Origin of the sequence: Croceivirga radicis (genome assembly GCF_002072105.2) — a bacterium.
GTDB lineage: Bacteria > Bacteroidota > Bacteroidia > Flavobacteriales > Flavobacteriaceae > Croceivirga > Croceivirga radicis.
In genome coordinates this window covers 103,236-125,350 of the sequence record NZ_MTBC01000001.1, presented here as the reverse complement: position 1 = coordinate 125,350, position 22,115 = coordinate 103,236, and the positions used below count along the sequence as shown (strand labels likewise).

The 22,115-nt window shown below is 38.1% G+C and carries 20 protein-coding genes; 11 read left to right on the top strand and 9 right to left on the bottom strand.

Annotation, left to right across the window (positions count from 1 at the left end; all coding sequences use genetic code 11):
- Positions 1-41 precede the first annotated feature (41 nt).
- The 7 genes from BUL40_RS00570 (at position 42) to BUL40_RS00540 (ending at position 7,310) form a co-directional block, all read left to right on the top strand.
- Positions 42-1,094, top strand: coding sequence for a sugar phosphate isomerase/epimerase family protein (locus tag BUL40_RS00570; protein ID WP_080317655.1), 1,053 nt, complete (start codon positions 42-44; stop codon positions 1,092-1,094).
- Positions 1,091-1,831, top strand: coding sequence for a 3-keto-disaccharide hydrolase (locus BUL40_RS00565; protein WP_080317654.1), 741 nt, complete (start codon positions 1,091-1,093; stop codon positions 1,829-1,831). The genes BUL40_RS00570 and BUL40_RS00565 overlap by 4 nt, the downstream gene beginning before the upstream one ends.
- 11 nt (positions 1,832-1,842) lie before the next feature.
- Positions 1,843-2,658 (top strand): 3-keto-disaccharide hydrolase, encoded by an 816-nt coding sequence (locus tag BUL40_RS00560; RefSeq protein ID WP_080317653.1) that lies wholly within the window; start codon positions 1,843-1,845, stop codon positions 2,656-2,658.
- A gap of 70 nt (positions 2,659-2,728) precedes the next feature.
- Positions 2,729-3,586: a YicC/YloC family endoribonuclease gene (locus tag BUL40_RS00555; RefSeq protein ID WP_080318007.1), complete on the top strand. Its 858-nt coding sequence runs from the start codon at positions 2,729-2,731 to the stop codon at positions 3,584-3,586.
- The gene (gene gmk, locus BUL40_RS00550) at positions 3,583-4,185 is read left to right on the top strand and encodes a guanylate kinase (RefSeq protein WP_010518755.1); all 603 of its coding nucleotides are present in this window, start codon (positions 3,583-3,585) and stop codon (positions 4,183-4,185) included. Before BUL40_RS00555 ends, gmk begins: the two co-directional genes overlap by 4 nt.
- Positions 4,182-4,769: a nicotinate (nicotinamide) nucleotide adenylyltransferase gene (nadD, locus tag BUL40_RS00545; protein WP_080317652.1), complete on the top strand. Its 588-nt coding sequence runs from the start codon at positions 4,182-4,184 to the stop codon at positions 4,767-4,769. The genes gmk and nadD overlap by 4 nt, the downstream gene beginning before the upstream one ends.
- A gap of 63 nt (positions 4,770-4,832) precedes the next feature.
- Complete coding sequence (locus tag BUL40_RS00540) at positions 4,833-7,310, top strand: zinc-dependent metalloprotease (protein ID WP_080317651.1); 2,478 nt, start codon at positions 4,833-4,835, stop codon at positions 7,308-7,310.
- A gap of 77 nt (positions 7,311-7,387) precedes the next feature.
- Here the strand turns inward: BUL40_RS00540 and yiaA are convergent, their stop codons facing one another.
- Positions 7,388-7,843 (bottom strand): inner membrane protein YiaA, encoded by a 456-nt coding sequence (gene yiaA / locus BUL40_RS00535; RefSeq protein WP_080317650.1) that lies wholly within the window; start codon positions 7,841-7,843, stop codon positions 7,388-7,390.
- 156 nt (positions 7,844-7,999) lie between these two features.
- On the opposite strand from yiaA, the gene BUL40_RS00530 reads away from it, so the two are divergent.
- Entirely contained in the window at positions 8,000-9,466 is a 1,467-nt protein-coding gene (locus BUL40_RS00530; protein ID WP_080317649.1) for a hypothetical protein, read from the top strand.
- Here BUL40_RS00530 and BUL40_RS00525 read toward each other — a convergent pair.
- Positions 9,450-10,163 (bottom strand): DUF6503 family protein, encoded by a 714-nt coding sequence (locus tag BUL40_RS00525; RefSeq protein ID WP_080317648.1) that lies wholly within the window; start codon positions 10,161-10,163, stop codon positions 9,450-9,452. The genes BUL40_RS00530 and BUL40_RS00525 overlap by 17 nt on opposite strands.
- Positions 10,156-12,435, bottom strand: a complete 2,280-nt coding sequence (locus BUL40_RS00520) for an inorganic phosphate transporter (protein ID WP_080317647.1) — start codon at positions 12,433-12,435, stop codon at positions 10,156-10,158. Before BUL40_RS00520 ends, BUL40_RS00525 begins: the two co-directional genes overlap by 8 nt.
- Positions 12,436-12,594: 159 nt before the next feature.
- On the opposite strand from BUL40_RS00520, the gene dgt reads away from it, so the two are divergent.
- Positions 12,595-13,953, top strand: a complete 1,359-nt coding sequence (gene dgt / locus BUL40_RS00515; protein ID WP_080317646.1) for a dGTP triphosphohydrolase — start codon at positions 12,595-12,597, stop codon at positions 13,951-13,953.
- Position 13,954: 1 nt separating this feature from the next.
- On the opposite strand, the gene BUL40_RS00510 is transcribed toward dgt, so the two are convergent.
- Entirely contained in the window at positions 13,955-15,034 is a 1,080-nt protein-coding gene (locus tag BUL40_RS00510) for a DUF3078 domain-containing protein (protein WP_080317645.1), read from the bottom strand.
- Positions 15,018-16,784 carry a 1-deoxy-D-xylulose-5-phosphate synthase gene (locus BUL40_RS00505; RefSeq protein ID WP_080317644.1) on the bottom strand — a complete coding sequence of 589 codons (1,767 nt, stop codon included), beginning with the start codon at positions 16,782-16,784 and terminating at the stop codon, positions 15,018-15,020. The genes BUL40_RS00510 and BUL40_RS00505 overlap by 17 nt, the downstream gene beginning before the upstream one ends.
- 69 nt (positions 16,785-16,853) lie before the next feature.
- Between BUL40_RS00505 and BUL40_RS00500 the strand changes: the two genes are divergently transcribed.
- Positions 16,854-17,303, top strand: a complete 450-nt coding sequence (locus tag BUL40_RS00500) for a nucleoside deaminase (protein ID WP_080317643.1) — start codon at positions 16,854-16,856, stop codon at positions 17,301-17,303.
- A 59-nt stretch (positions 17,304-17,362) separates the two neighbouring features.
- Here BUL40_RS00500 and BUL40_RS00495 read toward each other — a convergent pair whose 3' ends face one another.
- The 4 genes from BUL40_RS00495 to aspS form a co-directional block, all read right to left on the bottom strand.
- Entirely contained in the window at positions 17,363-17,554 is a 192-nt protein-coding gene (locus BUL40_RS00495; RefSeq protein WP_010518744.1) for a cold-shock protein, read from the bottom strand.
- 85 nt (positions 17,555-17,639) lie between these two features.
- A complete protein-coding gene (locus tag BUL40_RS00490; RefSeq protein WP_010518743.1) occupies positions 17,640-17,897 on the bottom strand; it encodes a hypothetical protein in 258 nt (85 codons plus the stop codon).
- A gap of 1 nt (position 17,898) precedes the next feature.
- The gene (locus BUL40_RS00485) at positions 17,899-19,680 is read right to left on the bottom strand and encodes a chloride channel protein (RefSeq protein WP_080317642.1); all 1,782 of its coding nucleotides are present in this window, start codon (positions 19,678-19,680) and stop codon (positions 17,899-17,901) included.
- A 52-nt stretch (positions 19,681-19,732) separates the two neighbouring features.
- Positions 19,733-21,481: an aspartate--tRNA ligase gene (gene aspS / locus BUL40_RS00480; RefSeq protein WP_080317641.1), complete on the bottom strand. Its 1,749-nt coding sequence runs from the start codon at positions 21,479-21,481 to the stop codon at positions 19,733-19,735.
- Between the two features lie 286 nt (positions 21,482-21,767).
- Here aspS and BUL40_RS00475 point away from each other — a divergent pair, with 286 nt between their 5' ends.
- Positions 21,768-22,115: a toxin-antitoxin system YwqK family antitoxin gene (locus BUL40_RS00475; RefSeq protein WP_010518740.1), complete on the top strand. Its 348-nt coding sequence runs from the start codon at positions 21,768-21,770 to the stop codon at positions 22,113-22,115.

Sequence of the window (22,115 nt, the reverse complement as noted above, 5' to 3'; positions counted from 1 at the left end):
TTTAAAGGTAAAACAGTAATTAAGCATTTAAAGAAAAACAGATGAAAACAATAAAAGGGCCAGCAGTATTTCTGGCACAGTTTGTAGATAGTAAGGCGCCGTTTAATTCTTTGGACGGTCTATGTGAATGGGCTTCTGGATTAGGGTACAAGGGCATCCAGATTCCTACTTGGGAAAACTTTTTGATTGATTTGGACAAAGCCGCAGAAAGCCAAGCTTACTGTGATGACTTAAAAGGAAAAATTAATTCTTATGGCTTGGAGATTACGGAATTGTCTACCCACTTGCAAGGCCAGTTGGTTGCCGTAAACCCTGCGTATGATAGCATGTTTGATGGTTTTGCGCCAGAGGCAGTACGTAATAATCCAAAAGCTAGAACAGAGTGGGCAATAGATACGCTTAAAAAGGCCGGTACGGCTAGTAAAAGGTTAGGTTTAAGTTCTCATGCTACATTTTCTGGAGCCTTACTTTGGCACACAGTTTATCCTTGGCCACAACGCCCGGCCGGCTTGGTAGAGAAAGGTTTTGATGAATTGGCAAAACGTTGGCTGCCTATTCTTAATCATTTTGATGAAAATGGGGTAGATGTTTGTTATGAAATTCACCCGGGAGAAGATTTACATGATGGGGTAAGCTTTGAGCGCTTTTTAAAAGCAACGGGTAACCATAAGCGTGTAAATATGTTGTACGATCCAAGTCATTATGTGTTACAACACTTAGACTACATCACCTTTATAGATTATTACCATGAATTTATAAAGGCATTCCATGTTAAAGATGCAGAATTCAATCCAACCGGAAAACAAGGAGTGTACGGTGGGTATTCAGATTGGATAGACCGCGCAGGTAGGTTCCGTTCTTTAGGTGACGGTCAGGTAGATTTTAGCGCAATATTCTCCAAACTTACCCAATATGGTTGTGATGTTTGGGCGGTTATGGAATGGGAATGTTGTATGAAAAGTCCTGAGCAAGGAGCAAGGGAAGGGGCACCGTTTATACAAAAACATATTATTGAAGCTACGGAGAAAACGTTTGACGATTTTGCTGGCGGAGACGTAGATGATGCCTATTTAAATAGTATTCTAGGGTTATGAGAAATTGGTTAATTGGAGCAGCTTTTTTAGCTGTGGTAGCGTGTAAGCAAGAAAAGAAAGAAGACCCGGTAAAAGAAGCGGTTGAGGAAGTATCCCAAGAAGTGGCAGCGCCAAATTGGGAGGTGTTGTTTGATGGTAGCTCTTTTGATGAGTGGCATTATTACAATGGCGGAGCGGTTACGGAGCCTTGGAAGATAGAAGATGGTGCTATGGTATTTTACCCGCCTAAAGAACGGAATGGCGAAAGCTATAATCTCGTGACCAATAAGACATATACTAATTTTGTCTTGCAATTAGAATGGAAGGTGGTTAAAGGAGCCAACAGTGGTATCTTTTATGGTGTAGAAGAAGCTGATAAATTTGGCCAACCCTATGCTACAGGTCCGGAAATTCAAGTACTGGATGATGAAAATCATCCAGATGCCAAAAATGGTACTACGCACCAAGCTGGAGCGTTGTATGACATGGTGGCTCCAAGTGAAAAAACCGTGAAGCCTATTGGTGAATGGAATAGTGTGGAAATCATGGTAAATCATCAAGAGAACCAAGGTTACGTTATACAAAACGGAACCAAAATCGTAGAATTTCCGGTAAATGGTGAAGCCTGGACAAAGATGGTAGAAAATTCAAAGTTTAAAGGTTGGGAAGGTTTTGGTGAATACCAAACCGGAAAAATTGGATTACAAGATCATGGGGATCAGGTTGCCTTTAGAAATATTAGAATAAAAGAACTCTAAAAGAAACTATAATGAAACTGAATACGATAAGTTTATTAGGCTGTGCTTTATTTTTTATGATTAGTTGCAATGAACAGCAAGCAAATACGGCAGTGGAGACGTCTGAAACCGACAATGTTGAGGCTACAGAGACAAGCAAAGAGGAGCCTACCAAGCCAGAAGAAACGGAATTTTATGAGCCAGTACCCCCAAAAGTTACCCTTGGTAAAAACGGGGTGCCCAATGATGCAATAGTACTTTTTGATGGTGAAAACCTTGAGAATTGGGTTAGTAGCAACGATGAAAGTTCTGCGGCCCAATGGCATGTTAATGAAGATGGTTCCATGACGGTAAATGATAAAACGGGTAATATACAAACCAAACAAAATTTTGGTAGTGTACAACTACATATAGAATGGAAATCCCCTGCAGATGTTCAAGGAGAAAATCAAAGTAGGGCCAACAGTGGTGTCTTTTTGCAGAAACGTTATGAAGTACAAGTGTTAGATAATAATGATAATCCTACTTATGTAAATGGGCAAGTAGGATCAATCTATAAGCAATCCGTGCCATTGGCAATGGCATCTAATCCAACGGGAGAATGGAACAGTTATGATATTATTTACCACGCGCCAGAATTTAATGCAGAAGGGGACAAAACAAAACCAGCTACGATTACCGTACTTCATAATGGAATATTGGTGCAAGACCATTTTGAAATAGAAGGAACTACAGAGTACATTGGCTGGCCAAAAAACGATGCTCATGGAAAAGCGCCATTAATGCTACAAGACCATGGAGATAATAGTCGCGTAAGTTTTAGAAATATCTGGGTACGGGAACTGTAACTAGATAATGGTATGGGTAACCAGTATACAATTCTATATTGGTTACCTTTGCCAAAATTTTCCAATTCACATGATTCAATCCATGACCGGTTACGGAAAGCATGTACTGCAGCTTTCCAATAAAAAAATTACGGTAGAGTTAAAATCGCTGAACAGCAAAAACCTAGATATCAACGCGCGTATTCCGCAGGCTTATAAAAGTAAGGAGTTGCCATTGAGAAAGTTAATTGCCGATGGTCTTACCCGGGGTAAAATAGATTTTGGTTTATATGTAGAGATGACGGGCGAGGAGACTTCTGCCGAAATTAATACCGCTATTGTAAAAAAGTACATGGAGCAGTTGGGTAAAATTGCAGATGGGGACCAAGTTAAGTTGTTAGAACTTGCCCTTCGTATGCCAGATACCCTAAAAACAGATAAAGAAGAGCTAGACGAAGCTGAGTTTGAATCTATCCAAGATACCGTCTTGACTGCCTTGGAGAATATAAACCTGTTTAGGACTGAGGAAGGCAATGTATTGGAAAAAGATTTTACGGAACGCATTAAAACTATAGCCGTTTTACTAGAGCAGGTAAAATCCATAGACCCGGAGCGCGTAGCTGTGGTAAAAGAGCGTTTAGAGAAATCGGTGTCCGAGTTAAAGGTGGAAGTAGATGCCAATAGGTTTGAGCAAGAATTGATTTATTACTTGGAAAAGTATGATATAACTGAAGAAAAAGTGCGTTTGGCTAACCACCTTAATTATTTTAAAGAAACTTTGGCCACCGCAGATTCTAATGGTAAAAAGCTAGGTTTTATTTGCCAAGAAATTGGTAGGGAAATCAATACCATTGGTTCTAAGGCCAATTATGCGCCCATGCAACAGTTGGTTGTTCAAATGAAAGATGAGTTAGAGAAAATTAAAGAACAATTATTGAACGTACTATGACAAAAGGTGGCAAGCTTATCATATTTTCAGCCCCTTCCGGTAGTGGTAAAACAACTATTGTAAGGCATTTGTTGCAACAGCCAGAGTTAAACTTGGCGTTTTCTGTTTCCGCAACATCTCGTGCACCTCGCGGTGAGGAAAAAGATGGCATTAACTACTATTTTATTTCTGCAGAGGAGTTTAAAAAACACATTAAGCAAAACGATTTTTTGGAGTGGGAAGAAGTCTACAGAGATAACTTCTACGGTACGTTAAATAGTGAAGTAGAGCGATTATGGGCAGAGGGCAAGAACGTTATTTTTGATATAGACGTGGTTGGTGGTTTGCGTATCAAGAAAAAATATCCGGAACAGACGTTGGCGGTATTTGTAAAACCACCTAGCGTGGACGAACTCAAAATTAGGCTTAAAAAGCGCAGTACGGAAAGTGAGGATAAGATAAACATGCGTATTGCAAAAGCGTCGGTAGAATTGGCTACGGCGCCACAGTTTGATAAAATAATCAAAAACTACGATTTAGATACCGCCCTGCAGGAAGCACACCGCATGGTGGCAGATTACGTAGGGGTAACCGCTAGCATAGATTCTGATAAAGAATGAAAAAAGTTGGGCTTTATTTTGGGACGTTTAATCCCATACACATAGGCCATTTGATTATTGCAAACCATATGGCCGAATTTTCTGATTTGGACGAGGTTTGGTTTGTAATTACCCCTCAAAGTCCGTTCAAGGTTAAGAAGTCTCTTTTAGATAACCACCATAGATTGCGAATGGTAGAAGAAGCTATTGAAGACAATTACCCTAAGTTAAAGGCAAGCACCATCGAATTTAATCTACCGCAACCCAATTACACGGTAGATACCCTAGTGCATTTAGGAGAAAAGTATGGAGATAAATACCATTTTTCTTTGATGATGGGAGAGGATAATCTTAAAAGCTTCCATAAGTGGAAGAATTATGAGGTAATCCTAGAACACCATGATGTATACGTGTATCCTAGAATTTCTGAAGGAGAGGTAAATCATCAATTTTTAAATCACCCAAAAGTGCATCGGGTAGCGGCTCCTATAGTAGAAATTTCCTCAACCTTTATCCGTAAAAACCATAAACTGGGCAAAAACATTAAGCCCTTACTGCCTCCAAGAGTTTGGACCTATTTAGATGAGATGAATTTTTACCGTTAATATTTAGTTTTATTTAACTATTCTAGAGTGTTTTTCCTTTTTCAAAAGTTTCATATTTGAAAGATGAAAAATGTTCTGCTACTTGGATTAGCTTGTCTTTTCCTAACCAACCAAACCCTAGAAGCTCAAAAAAAGAATAAAAAGAAGAAGAGCCAACAAGAAACTACTGCTCCTGCTAAGAAACCAAAAAACGGTATCAAATCTTACACGGAGGTGATTACCAAAGATGCAAAAACAGATGATGGTATTTTTAAAGTGCATCAAGTTAATGACGCCTATTTTTACGAAATTCCCTTTACTAATTTAAACCAAGATATGCTTTGGGTAAGTAGAATTGCCCAAATACCCAATGGTTTGGGTGGCGGTTATGTAAATGCAGGCTCTAAAACTAATGAGCAAGTGGTACATTGGGAGCGCTTTCAGAATAAAATATTACTTAAGATAAAATCCTACGTTAATGTTGCAGAAGAGGGTAAAGCTATACGTAATTCCGTTAAGGTAAATAACTACGAACCTATTCTGTACGCTTTTGATATCAAGACATTTTCTAAGGATTCTACTGCGGCTGTAATTGATGTTACAAAATTTTTCACCTCAGATGTGCCAGCAATAAGTGGTTTGTCCGCACGGTTACGAAAAACATACAAGGTTAAAAAATTAGATGGTGATCGTAGCTTTATCAATAGCGTAAAGAGTTTTCCTAAAAACATAGAAGTAAAACAAGACTTTACCTATGTGGCATCAGAACCACCAACAGAGGGCAGGGCAGAGACCATTAGTCTACAAATGAATCAGAGTATGATTCTTTTGCCAGAAAAACCGATGCAACCTCGTATTTATGACCCTAGAGTGGGGTTTTTTACGGTAAGTCAGTATGATTTTGGTTCCAAAGAATTAAAGGCAGATTACAAAACCTACATCCGTAGGTGGCGTTTGGAGCCTAAAGATCCTGAGGCCTATGCTAGGGGAGAATTGGTAGAGCCTATTAAACCTATTGTATATTATTTGGATCCGGGAACGCCCGAAGAATTGCAAAAGTATATTAAACAAGGGATAGAAGATTGGCAGAAACCGTTTGAAACTGCTGGCTTTAAAAACGCAATTATAGCTAAAGATGCGCCAACGCCAGAAGAGGACCCAGATTTTAGTCCAGAAGATATACGTTATTCTGTGGTACGTTATGTAGCTAGTACTACCAGGAATGCGGTAGGGCCAAGTGTATCGGATCCACGTAGCGGTGAGATTATAGAAAGTGATATTATTTGGTATCATAACCATTTAAGGAGTTACCGCAACCGGTATTTGTTAGAAACGGCAGCGGCCAACCCTTCTGCTCGTACCTTAGATACACCAGCAGACGAAATTGGAGAGATGATGCGTATGTTTATTGCTCACGAGGTTGGGCATGCCCTTGGTTTTCCTCATAATATGGCTGCGAGTTATGCGTATCCTGTAGATTCGCTTCGTAATGGGGCGTTTACACAAAAAAATGGTATAGCAGCTAGTATAATGGACTATGCGCGCTACAATTATGTGGCACAGCCTGGAGACGAGAATATTCGTTTTATACGCCAAATGGGCCCTTATGACCATTATGCTACCAATTGGGGGTATAGGTACTTGCCAGAAGCTTCTTCGCCAGCAGAAGAAGTGCCTACTCTAGATCAATGGATTTTAGCTAAGGCAAACGACCCTGTCTATAAATTTGGAAGACAATCAAGTAGGTTCGACCCACAGTCACAAACAGAATGTATAGGTGATGATCCTGTATTGGCCAGCACCTATGGACTTAAAAACTTAAAGTATGTAGCCGAGCATTTACCAGAATGGACATCTGACCAAACCAATGATTATACCGATTTAGAAGAACTGTATGGTGAGTTGTTGGGAGTTTATAGTCGTTTTACGGGTCATGTAACCACAACCATAGGGGGTGTTTTTGAAAATTTGAAAAAACCCAACCAAGAAGGAGTAGTATACAGTGCTGTGCCAAAAACGCAACAGCAAGAAGCTATGCGTTGGCTACACAAAAACGTATTTAATACGCCAGATTGGTTGCTTATAAAAGATGCATTGCCCAATATAGACCATGCGGGTTATTTTGAAACCTTACGCAGCGTACAAGCTAGGCAGCTCAATGCTTTGTTGAGTTTTGATAGACTAGGCAGGCTTATAGATAACGAAGAAAAGGGAGGGTACACCGCTTACGATATGTTAAAAGAGCTAAGAGCTGGTCTTTTTACAGAGGCCGCCCAAGGAAAAAACGTTAGCTTATACCGTAGAAATTTACAACGTAGCTATGTAGACCGCATGCAGTATCTAATGACGGAAGAGGACAAAGGCTACAATTATTCCAGATCTGGTTTTGAAAGTAAACTCGTGTATAATATAAATACATCTGATGTTAGGGCTTTGGTACGTGGCGAGTTAGAAACACTTAAAAGACAGCTAAATGCAGTTAAGAATAATGGTTCTACCTTAAGCCGTTATCATTACAAAGACCTAATAGCTCGCATAGACAAGTTGTTGGCCGTAGATTAGGTTTATATTAATAAAGAAATAGCCCCTTTAGTGTAGCTTGCAAAGCACTAAAGGGGCTCTTGTATTAGTAATTGCCACTATTTTTCTGAATCATCATAATATTTCATATCCCTTGTATTCTTTTGTACCGCAACGGCGGCAAAAATACTTAGGGTGTAACACATACCGTAGAAACCTTTTTCACTCAATTCCATATCTGCATTCCATAATCCTATCACTAAAAGGATAATACTTGCAAAGGTGGTAAACCAGCTAATGCTGTAGTAAGCATCTGTAACAGGTAAACCCTCTAGCCTATCCCGTACACTTTTTTGAACGGAGACCACAGAGAATAGTCCAAATAATAATAACGTAAAGTAGTAGCCTTTTTCATTTAGCCAAAGAGATGAATTCCATAATCCGATACAATACGATGCCATGCCGATACTCAAAGCTGCCCAAGAGGCAGAAATAAATGCAGGAGATGGTTTTAAAGTAAATTGGTTTTCTTTTCTGGTTTTTACTTTTTTGTTGTTTTCTAAAGCATTTTCCATAACTAAAGTTTGTAAAATTAGTATGGGGCAAATCTATTTTAGGACCACGCACTGCGCAATGGTGATATTTTTACTATACTTACGATATAATTAACGATGATTATCCTGTATTAAGCTATTAATAATAATATACGGTTTTTAAAAACTTACGAATTAATGGAGTTAAAAATACTCGTAGATAGTCTTTCTGAACACGAATTGCATGAGTTTTTGCAGTATTTAGCAAAGAAGAATAGGCGTACAGATATAAAAAATATTACACTAGTAAAGTTTTTGGCCAAAGGCGATGTAACCAATTTAGACGTTAAGCTTTATGGTAAAAGCAATAAAAATGCTTTTTATGTGCTTTGTGCTAGAGTACAAGAGGCATTGATAGAATTTATTGGGAGTTATGGTTTTGAGCATGAAAGCGCAGAAGACTTTCATGCTTTGAAATATTTATTAGCTGCGCGAATACTATTTGAAAAAGGAGCTATTAAGATGGCTAGTAAAGTACTATTAAAATCCGAAAACTTAGCTAACACCATTGATGCCTATCCTATCTTGGCAGAAGTAATACAGACCAAAATACAATTTGCGCATCTGATACCAGATTATTCTTTGGATAGCTTAGTACTAGAATTGGAAGCAAACAATAAAAAACTTCAAACAGCAACACGATTCAACATCGCTTACGCTCAGATTAGGGCGCGATTAAAAAATGATAATTCACCAGAGGTATCTAAAGAACTGCAGCAGATTTTTACCGATTTGGAACTAGTTCTAGAAGAGGATTTAAGTTATAAATCGCTTTATCAATTGATGACCATAACGGCAACAGAAGCCAATCTGCAACGTAATTTTTACGCTATTTCACCCTATGTAGAACAACTCTTCATCGCACTTAAAAATAAAGGAGAGGTTCCCGCCAAATACAGCTATTATTATGTACGCATGCTGCACTTATTGGCACTTTCTTTTTTTAGAAATAAAGAATTCAAAAAGTCGGCTAGTTTGTTGGCTGAATTAGAAGATGTTTTGGTAGGCTTAAGTGCTGCAGAGCAGAAAGCTTTACTCAAAAAAAGAATCCTCCTTAAAGGACTATTATTTCTCTATACTGGAAAAGTTATGGAGGCAGAAATACTACTAAAAGGTCTTTCTTCCACTTCTTTAGATGTAAAATTGGTGTTGGTTATGTGTCTTTTTCAACAAGGGAAATACAAAGAAGTTTATCGAGAATTGCGCTTACTTAAAAAATCTGATAATTGGTACGAAGAACGTGTGGGTTGGGCGTGGGTGCTCAAAAAGAATATCATAGAATTATTGACGCTTATAGAACTACAAGAACATGATTTAGTGCACGCTAAAGGGCAACAATTTTGGCGTAAGTTTAAAAGGAAATTAGTAGCGATACAAGAAGAACGTGTATTGAGATTTATAAGATTGGTATTGGCGTATGCCGAAAACCCTAGTTTGGCCACTACTCCAGATTTTGAGGCTAAGGTAGAAAACGCGTTTGATTTTAAAGGGCGTAGGCAAGAGGATATCTTTGTAATGAGTTTTTATGCATGGCTAAAATCAAAATTAATCCAGCAAGAACTCTATGCGGTAACCCTAGACTTGGTATCTAATTTGGACGGCTAAGAATATCCGTGCCTAAGTATTTATCATCTTTATTGTAATACCATTTGCGTGTTTTGGGCATTTTAATACCCTTAAAAGTCTCAATACCAGACAACAGAATGTATTCGCCATCATTATCTGCCTCTTTGTGGTAAAACTGATAAACTTCCATGGCAGAGGTGGTAGGGTCAAAATAAAAATACCAAGTGTCTTTACCTACTACGGCATCATAGGTGACCTTTAAAACTAAATACGTTTTGCCTTTAAACGTTTTGGTAACCACCTTGGGGTCTAGGTTAGTGCCAGGGTCTTTTAATTTCATTGGCAAGCCATATAGGTAGGTGTAGTAATCCTTCATCATAAAAGCGCGGTCACAGTCTAATCTGTGGGCGACTTTTTCTTCTTCTGTAAAGTTGCGTTTACCATTAAAACTGATGTTGCAATTATCTTGTTCTATTTGGTACTGCGTAGTGTTTTCCTCTTTTTTTACCGTAAGATTAAACACCTCTTTTGGTAAATTCAGATAGATAATACTTTCTCGAGAAGAATTATTTGGGGTTTCCATAACCACTTTTAGACTGTCTTTAAAAGTGGGCCATTGGCCATTTGGGTCATGATACGCAATAGCTTTGTCTAATAATTCCGTCCCAGTTAAAGTTTGGGCAAAAGTTGATATTATACTTGCTAAAAAAACGAGAACTGTAGTTAGTTTACGCATTTTTAGGAAGCTTAGCTGGCTCTATGGAGCTGTCATGTTCACTGTAATACAATTCCATTAAACGCATAGTAGCCTTTACAATGTCTTTACTTTCCGTAAGTAAAGAAAAGTATAAAGTGGTGTTTTTTGGGCTAGATTCTTCTGTACGGGTTCGTGCAACTTGCTTTTCTATTTTCTGATCTATGACATCAAAAAGAACTTCTTTTTTAGCCAGTAATGGACTTAAATTCTCAAAAGAGTGGCTTATAAATGCTTTGGAGGTTCCGTTGAACAGCTCTTCTAAATGCTGGTCCAAATCTTTTAGTTCTTTTATTTGGTTGTATTTAAGTTTTTTGTGGTTATTATTAACGTGTTTGTATCCCACTTTACTTATATGTTCCAAGCTTTGTGATATATCTTGCAGATGCCCCAAAAGGTTAATGTAAAAATTAGAAGCACCACCAACACTAGACTCGTCTAAATTTTTGATGAAATAGAATATATTGTTTTGTAAGCTTTCTATCTCCTTAGACATTTTACTTACTTCTTTATTATTCTTTTTTAAAGTTTCTAAATCGTGTCTGGCTAATCCATTAATTGCACCGGTATAAATTTTATTACTACGTGCTATAACATGGCCAATATTATCGGCGCTTTCTTGTATCACTCCTTGTATAGAGCTGCTTTCTGCTTTTCTTAAACTGTCCTCGGCTTTTATTTCTTTGCTCTTTTTGTTGTGAGCCATATAATTTCTAAGAAGTAAAACAGCTGCGATTACCAATAATACCACTAAAGCAATGAACCCTCCTAAATGTAGAATGTAAGCAATTATTGCTGCTGCGGTAAATGCACAGATGGCCGTAAAGAACCAACCACCAATTACATTTAGTACCCCTGCAACTCGGTATACCGCACTTTCTGCCCCCCAAGCACGATCTGCTAAAGAGGTACCCATAGTTACCATAAAGGTTACATAAGTGGTACTTAATGGTAATTTCATAGAAGTAGCCAAAGAGATAAGAATACTGGCAACCATTAAGTTTACGGAGGCTCTTACCATATCAAATGCCGGCGCATCTTGGGTTTTGCTTTTTGGTATGTAATTTTTAGGCATGGTAAACCTTGAATCCAGTTTTTTTAACCACGATGGAGGTAGCGTTGCCGTAATATTATTTGAAGCGGTAATGGTAAACTTTACAATTTGTCTTGATAAAAAATTAGGTTGAAAACGTTCGTCTCCTTCATCTTGTCTGGCTAGGTCAACACTTGTTTTTACAACGCTACGTGCTTTGGAAGAAAGCCATAGGGTAATTACCATTATGGCGCCAGATAGTAATAACAACAGCGTAGGCGTTTTTACGGCTGCCGTTAAACCTTTCATGTTAAAAGAGTTTGGACCTATACCAGAGGCAGACCAGTCTTGATAGGATTGTAAGGCGGCGATGGGAACACCAATAAAGTTTACCAAGTCGTTACCGGCAAACGCCATTGCCAAGGCAAAAGTGCCTAGAATAATTATTATTCTGTAGATATTCCAATTAAAAAGGAGCGTAAAAGCCCAAGATATCAAGGACCAAAAAACTAGGTTTATTAGTAGAAACAGACTTGTAGATTCGGTTATAAATTGCATAAAAGAAGCATCAAATAAATCTGCACTTTTTAAACCTTTAACCAATATAAAGTAGATGATTGCGGTAATAGCAACACCTCCAAAAATAGATTCTATCCACTTAGGGTTCTTTTTAAAATCAAAAGAAACCAAAATCCTTGTGATAAATTGTACCAAAGCACCAATAGAGAAGGCCACCACTACAGAGAGTAAAATCCCAAAAATAATTTCCGTTGCTTTTTGCGTATTTATGTAGTTAACCAAATCGCTAAAACTGCCATCTGCACTTACTATTTTAACCAATGAAATTGCCACTGCAGCGCCCAATAGTTCAAAAACAATAGAAACGGTTGTTGAGGTAGGCATGCCCAGGGTGTTGAAAAAATCCAATAACAGAATATCCGTTATCATTACCGCCATAAAAATGACCATGATTTCCGCAAAGACAAATTCCGTAGGATTAAAAATACCCTTTCTAGCAACTTCCATCATACCACTAGAAGACATTGCTCCAAAAGCAATACCCAAACTAGCAACAATCATTACGGTTTTAAAAGAAATGGCTTTGGAGCCAATTGCGGAGTTTAGAAAGTTAACAGCGTCATTACTAACACCTACAACTAAATCCGTAATGGCAAGGATTGCAAGTGCAATCACCATAAACAAGTAAATATTCTCCCCCATAGGTCGCTTTCAAATAGCGCAAAATTGCTATTATAAATTAAGTTGCAGGTTAATTAAACGTTACCAAATACCCGTTGTAGTATTCTAAAAAAGCAAAGTAATTATAAATTCAATAAAAAAAAGGTTTAAAGTATCTTCGCTAGAAATAAAGACGTTGGCATGGAATGGCATAAATTATTGTCCTTAAAACGATTTGGAGATACCCAAGAAAGACCTAGAAAAGCACAGGATGAAACCCGATTAGGATTTGAGGTAGATTACGATCGTATCATATTTTCTTCTGAATTTAGGAGTTTGCAAGACAAGACCCAAGTTATGCCATTGCCCATACATATTGGGTCGGATCGTAATTTTGTGCATACCCGTTTAACGCATAGCTTAGAAGTAAGCGTGGTTGGTAGAAGTTTAGGTAGAAAGGTAGGAATTGAACTTTTAAAAAAATATCCTGAATTAAGTACGGATTTAGGGTATCGTTTTAATGATTTTGGCACCATTACTGCCGCCGCGGCCTTGGCTCATGATATCGGTAATCCTCCTTTTGGACATAGCGGGGAAAAGGCAATTGGTAATTTCTTTGCTTCTGGGTTGGGAAAGCAGTACAAGAAATTCCTAACTGACTCTGAATACCAAGATTTGGTAGATTTTGAAGGGAACGCCAATGGCTTAAGGTTGCTTACAGCTTCTAGAAAAGGTATACCGGGTGGGTTACGCTTAAGTTATGCCACCTTAGGAGCCTTTGTTAAATACCCTAAGGCTTCGCTTCCAAAAAAGCCAACCAAACATATTTCGGACAAAAAATACGGCTATTTTCAATCTGAAAAGGACTTTTTTGATGCCTTGGCCAATGATTTAGGGTTGTTAAAGAAAACCGCAGGAGATAACCCCTCTTACCATAGACATCCCTTGGTTTATTTGGTAGAGGCTGCAGACGATATTTGCTATACGATAATCGATTTTGAGGATGGTATTAATCTAGGTCTAATTCCAGAAGATTATGCTTTGGAGTACATGATTAAGTTGGTCAAGGATTCCATAAACACCAATAAATATCATGAGATGGAAAGTGTTAGTGATCGGTTAAGCTATTTACGCGCACTGGCCATTAATACTTTGATAAACGAAGCAGCTAGGGTGTTCATGGAGAATGAAACGGCTATTTTAAATGGAATATTTGATTGTGCCCTTTTGGATAAAAGTACCTATAAGGCGCAAATTGAAGATATTATTAACCTATGCGTAAATAAAATTTATCAGTCTAAAGAAGTAGTAGAAAAAGAACTAGCCGGTTATAAGATTATTGAGAATATTTTAGAGCATTATTGCGAAGCGGTTTTAAATGCCAAAGGCAACCAGGCGGGCAGTTATGACCGTTTATTGTTGGGTACCTTGCCGGATCACTTAAAAGATGTTGATAAATCTGTCTACGAATTACTATTGGGGGTTTGTTCGTTTGTAGCGGGGTTGTCAGACAGTGCAGCGGTAAAACTAAACAACACACTTACTGGTAAACACCTCTAAATTAGAAGGTATATATTAAGCCTAGACCCAAACTTTGCTTAAATTGGATTTTAGGAATACCTGGGTCTACAACCGAACCATCTTCTGCCAAAACTTCATCAAACTTTATATCATCGTCATAAATAAGATGTCCGCTGATATTGGCTTGTATAAATTTGTTCACTTTAAACAAGAAGTTGATTTCCCAATCCACATCAATATTACCAAAACTGTTTATATAGTCCGTATACAAAGATAAACGGTGGTTAATAAAGATATTGGTAAAGATTTCTTCTTCCCAATTGTTGGTTAGTAGAAAACCAAATTGCATAAAAACATTATCGCCTGGGTTAACACCAAACGCACCTTGTTGTGAGAGCGCATCATCTAAAACAAAAGTGGCTTTTTGCGTAATAGGAGATAGGTAAAGTTCAAACTTTTTACCTTCTGGATTAAAGGTTGTACCCGCACCTAACAATAGGTAGCCCGGAGCCATAAACCTAGAAATAGGTGTAGAACGGTCTGGGTATTTGTACCCGTTAGAGAATTGGGTGTTAAAATTGAGTTTGGCAGACCAAAACCATTTTGAGGTAGAATCTTTTCTAAAACCAAAGGTTGAGGTAAGCTTTATAAAGTCGTCTGTTTTTCTGAGTTTTCTTCCCTTTTGTGCATTAATACCATAGCGCAAACGTAGTTCGTTGTCCCAAGAGGTGTGTGCAAATTTGTATTTACGGGTAAAATTCAGGTTTCCCAATGCGGACACGGCGTTTTCACCACCAGCGTTCCAGTTAACAAAGGCGGTTTCTGTAATATCTAGATTAAATTGATTGGAGTTTTCCCAAAAACTGGTTGGGCTGGCAAAACGAGCTCTTTGGTTTAAAGGTTTTGTGCCTAAAAACGAAACCTTAGGAGCCCGTAGGTCTACCCCTTTTTTGATGTTATCTATTTTCTTTTGCTCCCAACGTATTACAATGGTATCTATGGCCATAGAGTCTATGGCTACTTGTGTACTGTCTTGTGTAGTTTCTCTTTCTTCTTGGCCAAAGGCAAATATGCCTATAAAGAGAAATAGTGCTGTAAAGAGTTTAATTGGTCTGGTCAAGGTAATTTTTTATTTGTTCCCAACTAATTCCACAAATATCGTGCAATTCTTTTATTGTACCATGACCAATTGTGTTATCTGGCACCCCAAATTGTTTAATTTTTGTTTTAAATCCTTTAGAATTTGCATACTCTAGCACAGCGGAACCAAAGCCACCAATAATACATCCATCTTCTACGGTTACAACTTGCTCATAATTTTTGAAAATAGCATCCAATGCCTGCGTGTCCAAGGGTTTTGCAAAGCGCATATTAAAATGTCCAATTTTAGCGGGATGGTTGGCTGCGGCAATGGCCTGTTTTACGGTGTTACCAATGGGGCCAAAAGACAACACCGCTGTTTTACTTCCTTGTTTTAAACAAACGGAACTCCCAATAGTAATTTGTTCCATGGGTTGCTGCCAGTCTATCTTATAGCCTCTACCTCTTGGATACCTAATGGCAATGGGTTGCTTAAGTCCTTTTTGGGCAGTGTACATGATGTTTCTAAGTTCTACTTCGTCCAAAGGGGAAAAAACAATCATATTAGGAATACACCTAAGAAAGGCAATATCATAAATACCATGATGGGTTGTGCCATCTTCACCCACTAGTCCAGCCCGATCCAAACAGAAAACAACAGGTATGTTCTGGATGGCTACATCATGTATTATTTGGTCATAACCGCGTTGAACAAAAGTAGAATAGATATTACAAAATGGAATAAGGCCATTGCTGGCCATGCCAGCAGCTAAGGTTACCGCATGTTGTTCGGCAATACCTACGTCAAATGCACGGTCTGGCATTTTTTCCATCATATATTTTAAAGAACTTCCTGTGGGCATTGCTGGAGTAATACCAACTATTTGCTCATTTTTTTCTGCTAATTCTATAATGGTTTTACCAAATACATCTTGGAATTTGGGGGGCTCTGGTGCTAAGGGTTTATGTTCCCGTTCTCCTGTCTTGGCATTGAATTTTCCAGGGGCATGGTAGGTAACCTGGTCTTTTTCGGCTTGTTTTAATCCCTTGCCCTTTGTTGTAATTACGTGTAGAAGTTTTGGTCCGTCCACTGTTTTTAACCGTTCTAGTTCGGTAATTAGTAAGGGTAAATTGTGCCCGTCTACGGGGCCAGAATAGGTTAGGTTTAAGCATTCAAAGATGTTTTCTTCTTTTGCCGTACCTTTCTTTACGTTAGTTAAGTATTTTTTTAATGCACCTACGCTGGGATCAATACCAATGGTATTGTCATTTAGTATAACCAGTACGTTGGTGTTGGTTTCGCCTAAATGGTTCAAAGCTTCAAATGCCATACCGCTGGCTATAGAAGCATCCCCAATGACCGCAACGTGTTGCGTATTATCTGATTTGTTTAATTGGGAAGCCAAAGCCATTCCTAAAATGGCAGAAATAGAGGTAGAGCTATGTCCGGTACCAAACGCATCATATTCGCTTTCGTCCATTTTAGGAAAACCACTTATACCGTTGAGTTGCCTATTGGTATGAAAACGACTTCTTCTACCAGTTAAAATTTTATGGCCATAGGCTTGGTGACCTACATCCCAGATTAGTTTGTCCGTAGGTGTGTTAAAAACATAGTGTATGGCAATGGTTAATTCCACAACACCGAGACTAGCACCTAGATGCCCTTCTTTAGTAGCCACTACATCTATGATAAAAGCCCTTAATTCTTTTGCTAAAAGCACTAATTCATCTAGCTGAAGTACTTTTAAATCTGCCGGAGCATTAATTTTATCCAACACCTTTTTCATATATCAAAAATACCTATTAATAGAGTAATCTTAAGCTAGGATTTGTAGTTTTGATTAAGGAGAAGAATTATGGAGAATCCGTTTGACGATACTTATTTTATGAAAAAAGCCTTGCAAGAGGCAGAGATAGCTTTTGATTTGGGAGAGGTGCCCGTAGGCGCAGTTGTTGTTGCCCAAAACCGAATAATAGGTAAGGCGCACAATTTAACAGAACGCTTGCTAGATGTAACTGCTCATGCCGAAATGCAGGCCATTACGGCTGCTGCAAATTTTATTGGTGGAAAATATTTACATGATTGTACCCTTTATGTAACCCTAGAGCCATGCCAGATGTGTGCAGGTGCTTTATACTGGAGTCAGGTTTCTAAAATTGTTTTTGCCGCTAGCGATGTAGAACGCGGCTACAGGACAATGGGTACTTGTTTGCATCCTAAGACCAAAGTGGTCAGCGGTATTATGGAAGAAGAGGCGTCTGCACTTTTAAAGCGCTTTTTTATAGAACGTAGAAATTTAAATTAGCCATAAAAAAACCTTGGCATTGGCCAAGGTTTCATGAGTCTTCAAAATAAAATATAGTGTTAGATTACTTCCACTTGGGCAGCAACCATACCTTTGCGTCCTTCTTCTTCTTGATATTCTACCTTGTCTCCATCGTTCAAAACTAAACCGTTAAGGGCGGTAGCATGTACAAAAATGTCTCTACCTGTTTCGTCGTTGGTAATGAATCCGTAACCTTTGGACTCATTAAAAAATTTTACTGTACCAGTCATTAAAAAAAAATAAATAATTAAATAAAGTACGAAAGTAATCTTTTTAAGGACGATTAGGATTAACTGTACATTATTTTTACGAAAATTATTGATTATCAGTATTTTTGCTTTCTTTTTTACGCATTTTCTCAATATTTTCTTTGGTTAACATATAATCTTTCATCTGCTTACCCTTGCTTTCCGTGAATAAAAACAATGGCATAGCTATAAAAAACAAGCCTATAACTCCAAAACCTATGTATTTGTGGTGGGTTGTTGTGGTTTCATCCGAAGTATAAAGTCCGTATCCAATAGCCGCAAATGAGGCCAAAACAATAAGCGCAACAAGGTATCTAGATTTCATATTATGTGGTATGCTGTATTAGTTTTCTTCTGTATGCTGTCAAAAGTTTGGATTTGGAAACAAACCCAACATAAATGCCATCTTTAACTACCGGTAGGTTCCAAGCCCCGCTTTCTTGAAATTTCTTCATTACCTGGCTCATGTTGTCCTTATCTTGAAAAATATATTCTGGGGCGGCATGCATTATACTTTCTACCTTGGTGGTTTCATAAAGTTCGGATTTAAACATAATATCCCTAATATCGTCCAGCAAGATAATTCCGACCATTTTTCTGTCTGCTTCTACTACGGGGTATATATTACGGGTAGATTTTGCCACAGATTTTTTGAGCATTTCTCCCAGGGTCATTTCAGGATAAACCATTTTAAAATTGGTCTCGATAACGTCATCCAAATTCATTAAGGTAAGAACGGTTTGATCTTTATCATGGGTAAGCAAAGCCCCTTTTTCTGCCAATTCTTTGGTATAGATGTTAAAGTCCATTGTATTCTTGGTAACCAAATAGGAAATGGAAGCCGTTATCATTAGGGGGACAAAAAGTTCGTACCCCCCGGTAATTTCTGCAATTAAGAAAATGGCGGTTAGCGGCGCATGGATTACCCCGGCAATAAGCCCTGCCATCCCAATTAATGTAAAATTACTTTCTGAAACAGCAAACCCTAGACCAATATTATTTATCAATTTGGCCACTACATTGCCCAAAGCGCTACCCATTACCATAGTAGGGATAAAAATACCACCGGCACCACCTGCGGCAATTGTGGTGGTCATGGCTATAGCCTTGAAAATTGTAATGCCGAACAATAATAGAATAACCACCCAGATGTTCGCGGTGTAGGCATCAAACGGCGTCTTGCCCAGGGCAACTAGATCGTCTCCGTGTAATAGATTGTTTATAAAACCAAAACCTTCACCATAGAGTGGTGGTATTAGATAGAGCATAATACCAATGGCAATACCGCCAACCAGCAACTTGTACTTAGGGCTCTTTAATTTTTTAAAGGCATTGTTTATCCAAAAATACATTTTGGTAAAATAGATAGACGCAATTGCGGTACCAGCACCTAATAAGATGTAAAAAAATGTGTCTTTTAACTCAAAGCTTTCTTGTAGCGAATAATTAAAAAGCACCTCATTACCTAAGAAAAAATAGGAGGTGAGCACCCCAGAAATGGAAGCCAACAATAGGGGCAGAACGGAAAGCATGGTCAAATCCAAACTAAAAACTTCTACGGCAAAAATTATGGCCGCAATTGGGGATTGAAAAATACTGGCTATGGCACCTGCAGAAGCACATGCAATAAGCAACGTTCTTGTTTTGGCATCTATTCTTAAAAATTTGCTGATATTGGAACTTAGGGCCGAACTTGATTCTACCGCAGGCCCTAACAAACCTACAGAACCACCAAACCCTACGGTTAACGGGGCGGTGATAAGGGGATTGTATATTTTCTTTACGTTAAGAATGCCATTTTTTTTAGACAACGCAAACATGATAGAAGAAACGGCATTACCCAACGGATGTTTGTTTACAAATTTGGTATATAGGTACACCAGGGTTAACCCAACTATTGGTAAAATAAAATACAGCTGATTTTCAGATAGAATAATACCATTCTCCAAAAGCGCTTCTATAAAATAGGTGATGTTTTTTAGGGTTACCGCAGTTAAACCAGCCAAAAACCCAATAAGAATACTAATTAGTTGAACAAAATATTTGTTACTAATATTCTTGTAGCGCCATTTTAAGAATTGCCTAAAAAGGTGGGTGCTTTTTTTCATAAAGGCATGGATTCCCAATAAAAGTATTAAAAATCTTAACCTAAATTTCTATTTACAAATCCAATTTTATGTGTAATTCTTTTAATTGCTCCTGATCTATATTGGCCGGGGCATCTATCATTACGTCCCTACCACTGTTATTTTTAGGGAAAGCAATAAAATCTCGAATGGTTTCTTGGCCACCTAAGATGGCAACCAATCTATCTAAACCAAATGCGATACCGCCATGTGGTGGCGCTCCATATTGAAAAGCATCCATTAGAAAGCCAAATTGTTCTTTAGCTTCTTCTGGTGTAAATCCAAGATGCTTAAACATAATGGCCTGTGTTTCTTTATCGTGAATACGTATAGAACCGCCGCCAATCTCATTACCGTTCAACACCAAATCATAGGCGTTTGCTTTTACAGAACCAGGTTGGGAATCTAACAATTCTATTTGTCCTGGTTTTGGAGATGTAAACGGGTGGTGCATGGCATGGTAGGTATTGGTCTCTTCGTCCAATTCCAAAAGGGGAAAATCTATAACCCAAAGCGGGGCAAATTCGTTTGGTTTGCGAAGGCCTAAACGCGTAGCCATTTCCATACGTAAAGCGCTTAACTGAGCTCTGGTTTTATTGGTTTCTCCAGAGAGAACACAGATTAAATCACCTTTTTTTGCTCCAGTGGCGTTTGCCCATTTAGCTAAATCTTCTTGGTCATAAAACTTATCTACAGAAGATTTAAAAGTGCCATCTTCATTGTACTTTACATAAACCATCCCTTTAGCGCCTACTTGCGGGCGTTTTACCCAATCTATAAGTTTGTCTATTTCTTTGCGGGTATAACTAGCAGCACCAGGAACAGCTATTCCCACAACCAATTCCGCACTATTAAATACACTAAATTCTTTGTGTTGTGCAATGGCATTCAACTCGCCAAACTCCATTCCAAAACGAATGTCTGGCTTGTCGTTACCATATTTTGCCATAGCTTCATCATAGGTAATACGTGGAAACGCAGCTACCTCAACCCCATTTATTTCTTTAAGCAAATGGCGGGTTAACCCTTCAAAAATGTTGAGGATATCTTCTTGTTCCACAAAAGCCATTTCGCAATCTATCTGCGTAAATTCTGGCTGCCTGTCTGCTCTTAAATCTTCGTCCCTAAAACATTTTACAATCTGAAAATACTTATCCATGCCGCCAACCATAAGCAATTGCTTAAAAGTTTGGGGAGATTGTGGCAAGGCATAGAATTGCCCTTCGTTCATACGGCTAGGTACCAAGAAATCTCTTGCGCCTTCTGGAGTAGATTTAATCAAATAAGGTGTTTCTACTTCTATAAAATCTTGGTTAGAAAGGTACTTTCTAACTTCCATGGTAACCCTGTGTCTAAAAATAAGGTTGTTCTTAACCGGATTTCTTCTTATATCTAAATATCGATATTTCATTCTAAGGTCCTCACCACCGTCCGTTTCATCTTCAATGGTAAAAGGGGGTAACTGCGCCTTGTTTAAAACCGTAAGTTCTTTAACTAAAACTTCTATTGCTCCGGTTGGAATATTATCGTTTTTAGAAGCCCGTTCTATAACCGTGCCCTTAACTTGAATAACAGTTTCCCTTCCTAAATGCTTGGCTTGTTCTAGAAGCGTTTTATCAGTTCTTTCTTCATCAAAAACAAGTTGGGTAATGCCATAACGATCTCTTAAATCTATCCAAACCACAAAACCTTTATCCCTTACCTTAGAAATCCATCCACTAAGGGTTACACTTTGTTCTATATGTGGGGCTCTTAATTCACCGCAGGTATGACTTCTGTACATGGTTATAAAATTAGCTGCGCAAAGGTAATGAGATATGCGGTTGGATAACAACTTTAATTACTAGTAAGTTTTTGTGGTAACAAATGCCCTATTAGTATCTTACTTTATTGACTTTAAAGGGTTAAACCAACTAGAAATTGATGTTGTAAGTAATTGTAAAACAAGCGATAAAGTCTCCAATGTAAATCTAATGTTAAGTAAAAGTTATGTAAAGATGTAATTAGTGTAAAATAATATGTATATTTGTAACGTTAGTGTAAATGAATTATTAATTAAACCCCATACAATGAAGAATATTACAATTATAGTAGCGTTAATGATATCTATGGTTACTTTTGCACAAGAAGTTAAGCCAAAGTTTGAGAAAGAGGGTAAGATGGTAAAGGCAACTTATTTTCATGATAATGGCGAAATTGCACAAACAGGTTACCTAAAAGATAATAAATTACACGGCCAGTGGTTCATGTATGATACCAATGGTAAAAAAATAGCTACCGGTAAGTACGTAGATGGTACAAGAGAAGGTAAGTGGTTGTTTTGGAGAGGCGATGTCTTAAGAGAAGTAGATTTTGTTGATAATAGAATAACCAACGTAAAAAATTGGAACCAATCTGAAGTGGTTTCGATACACTAA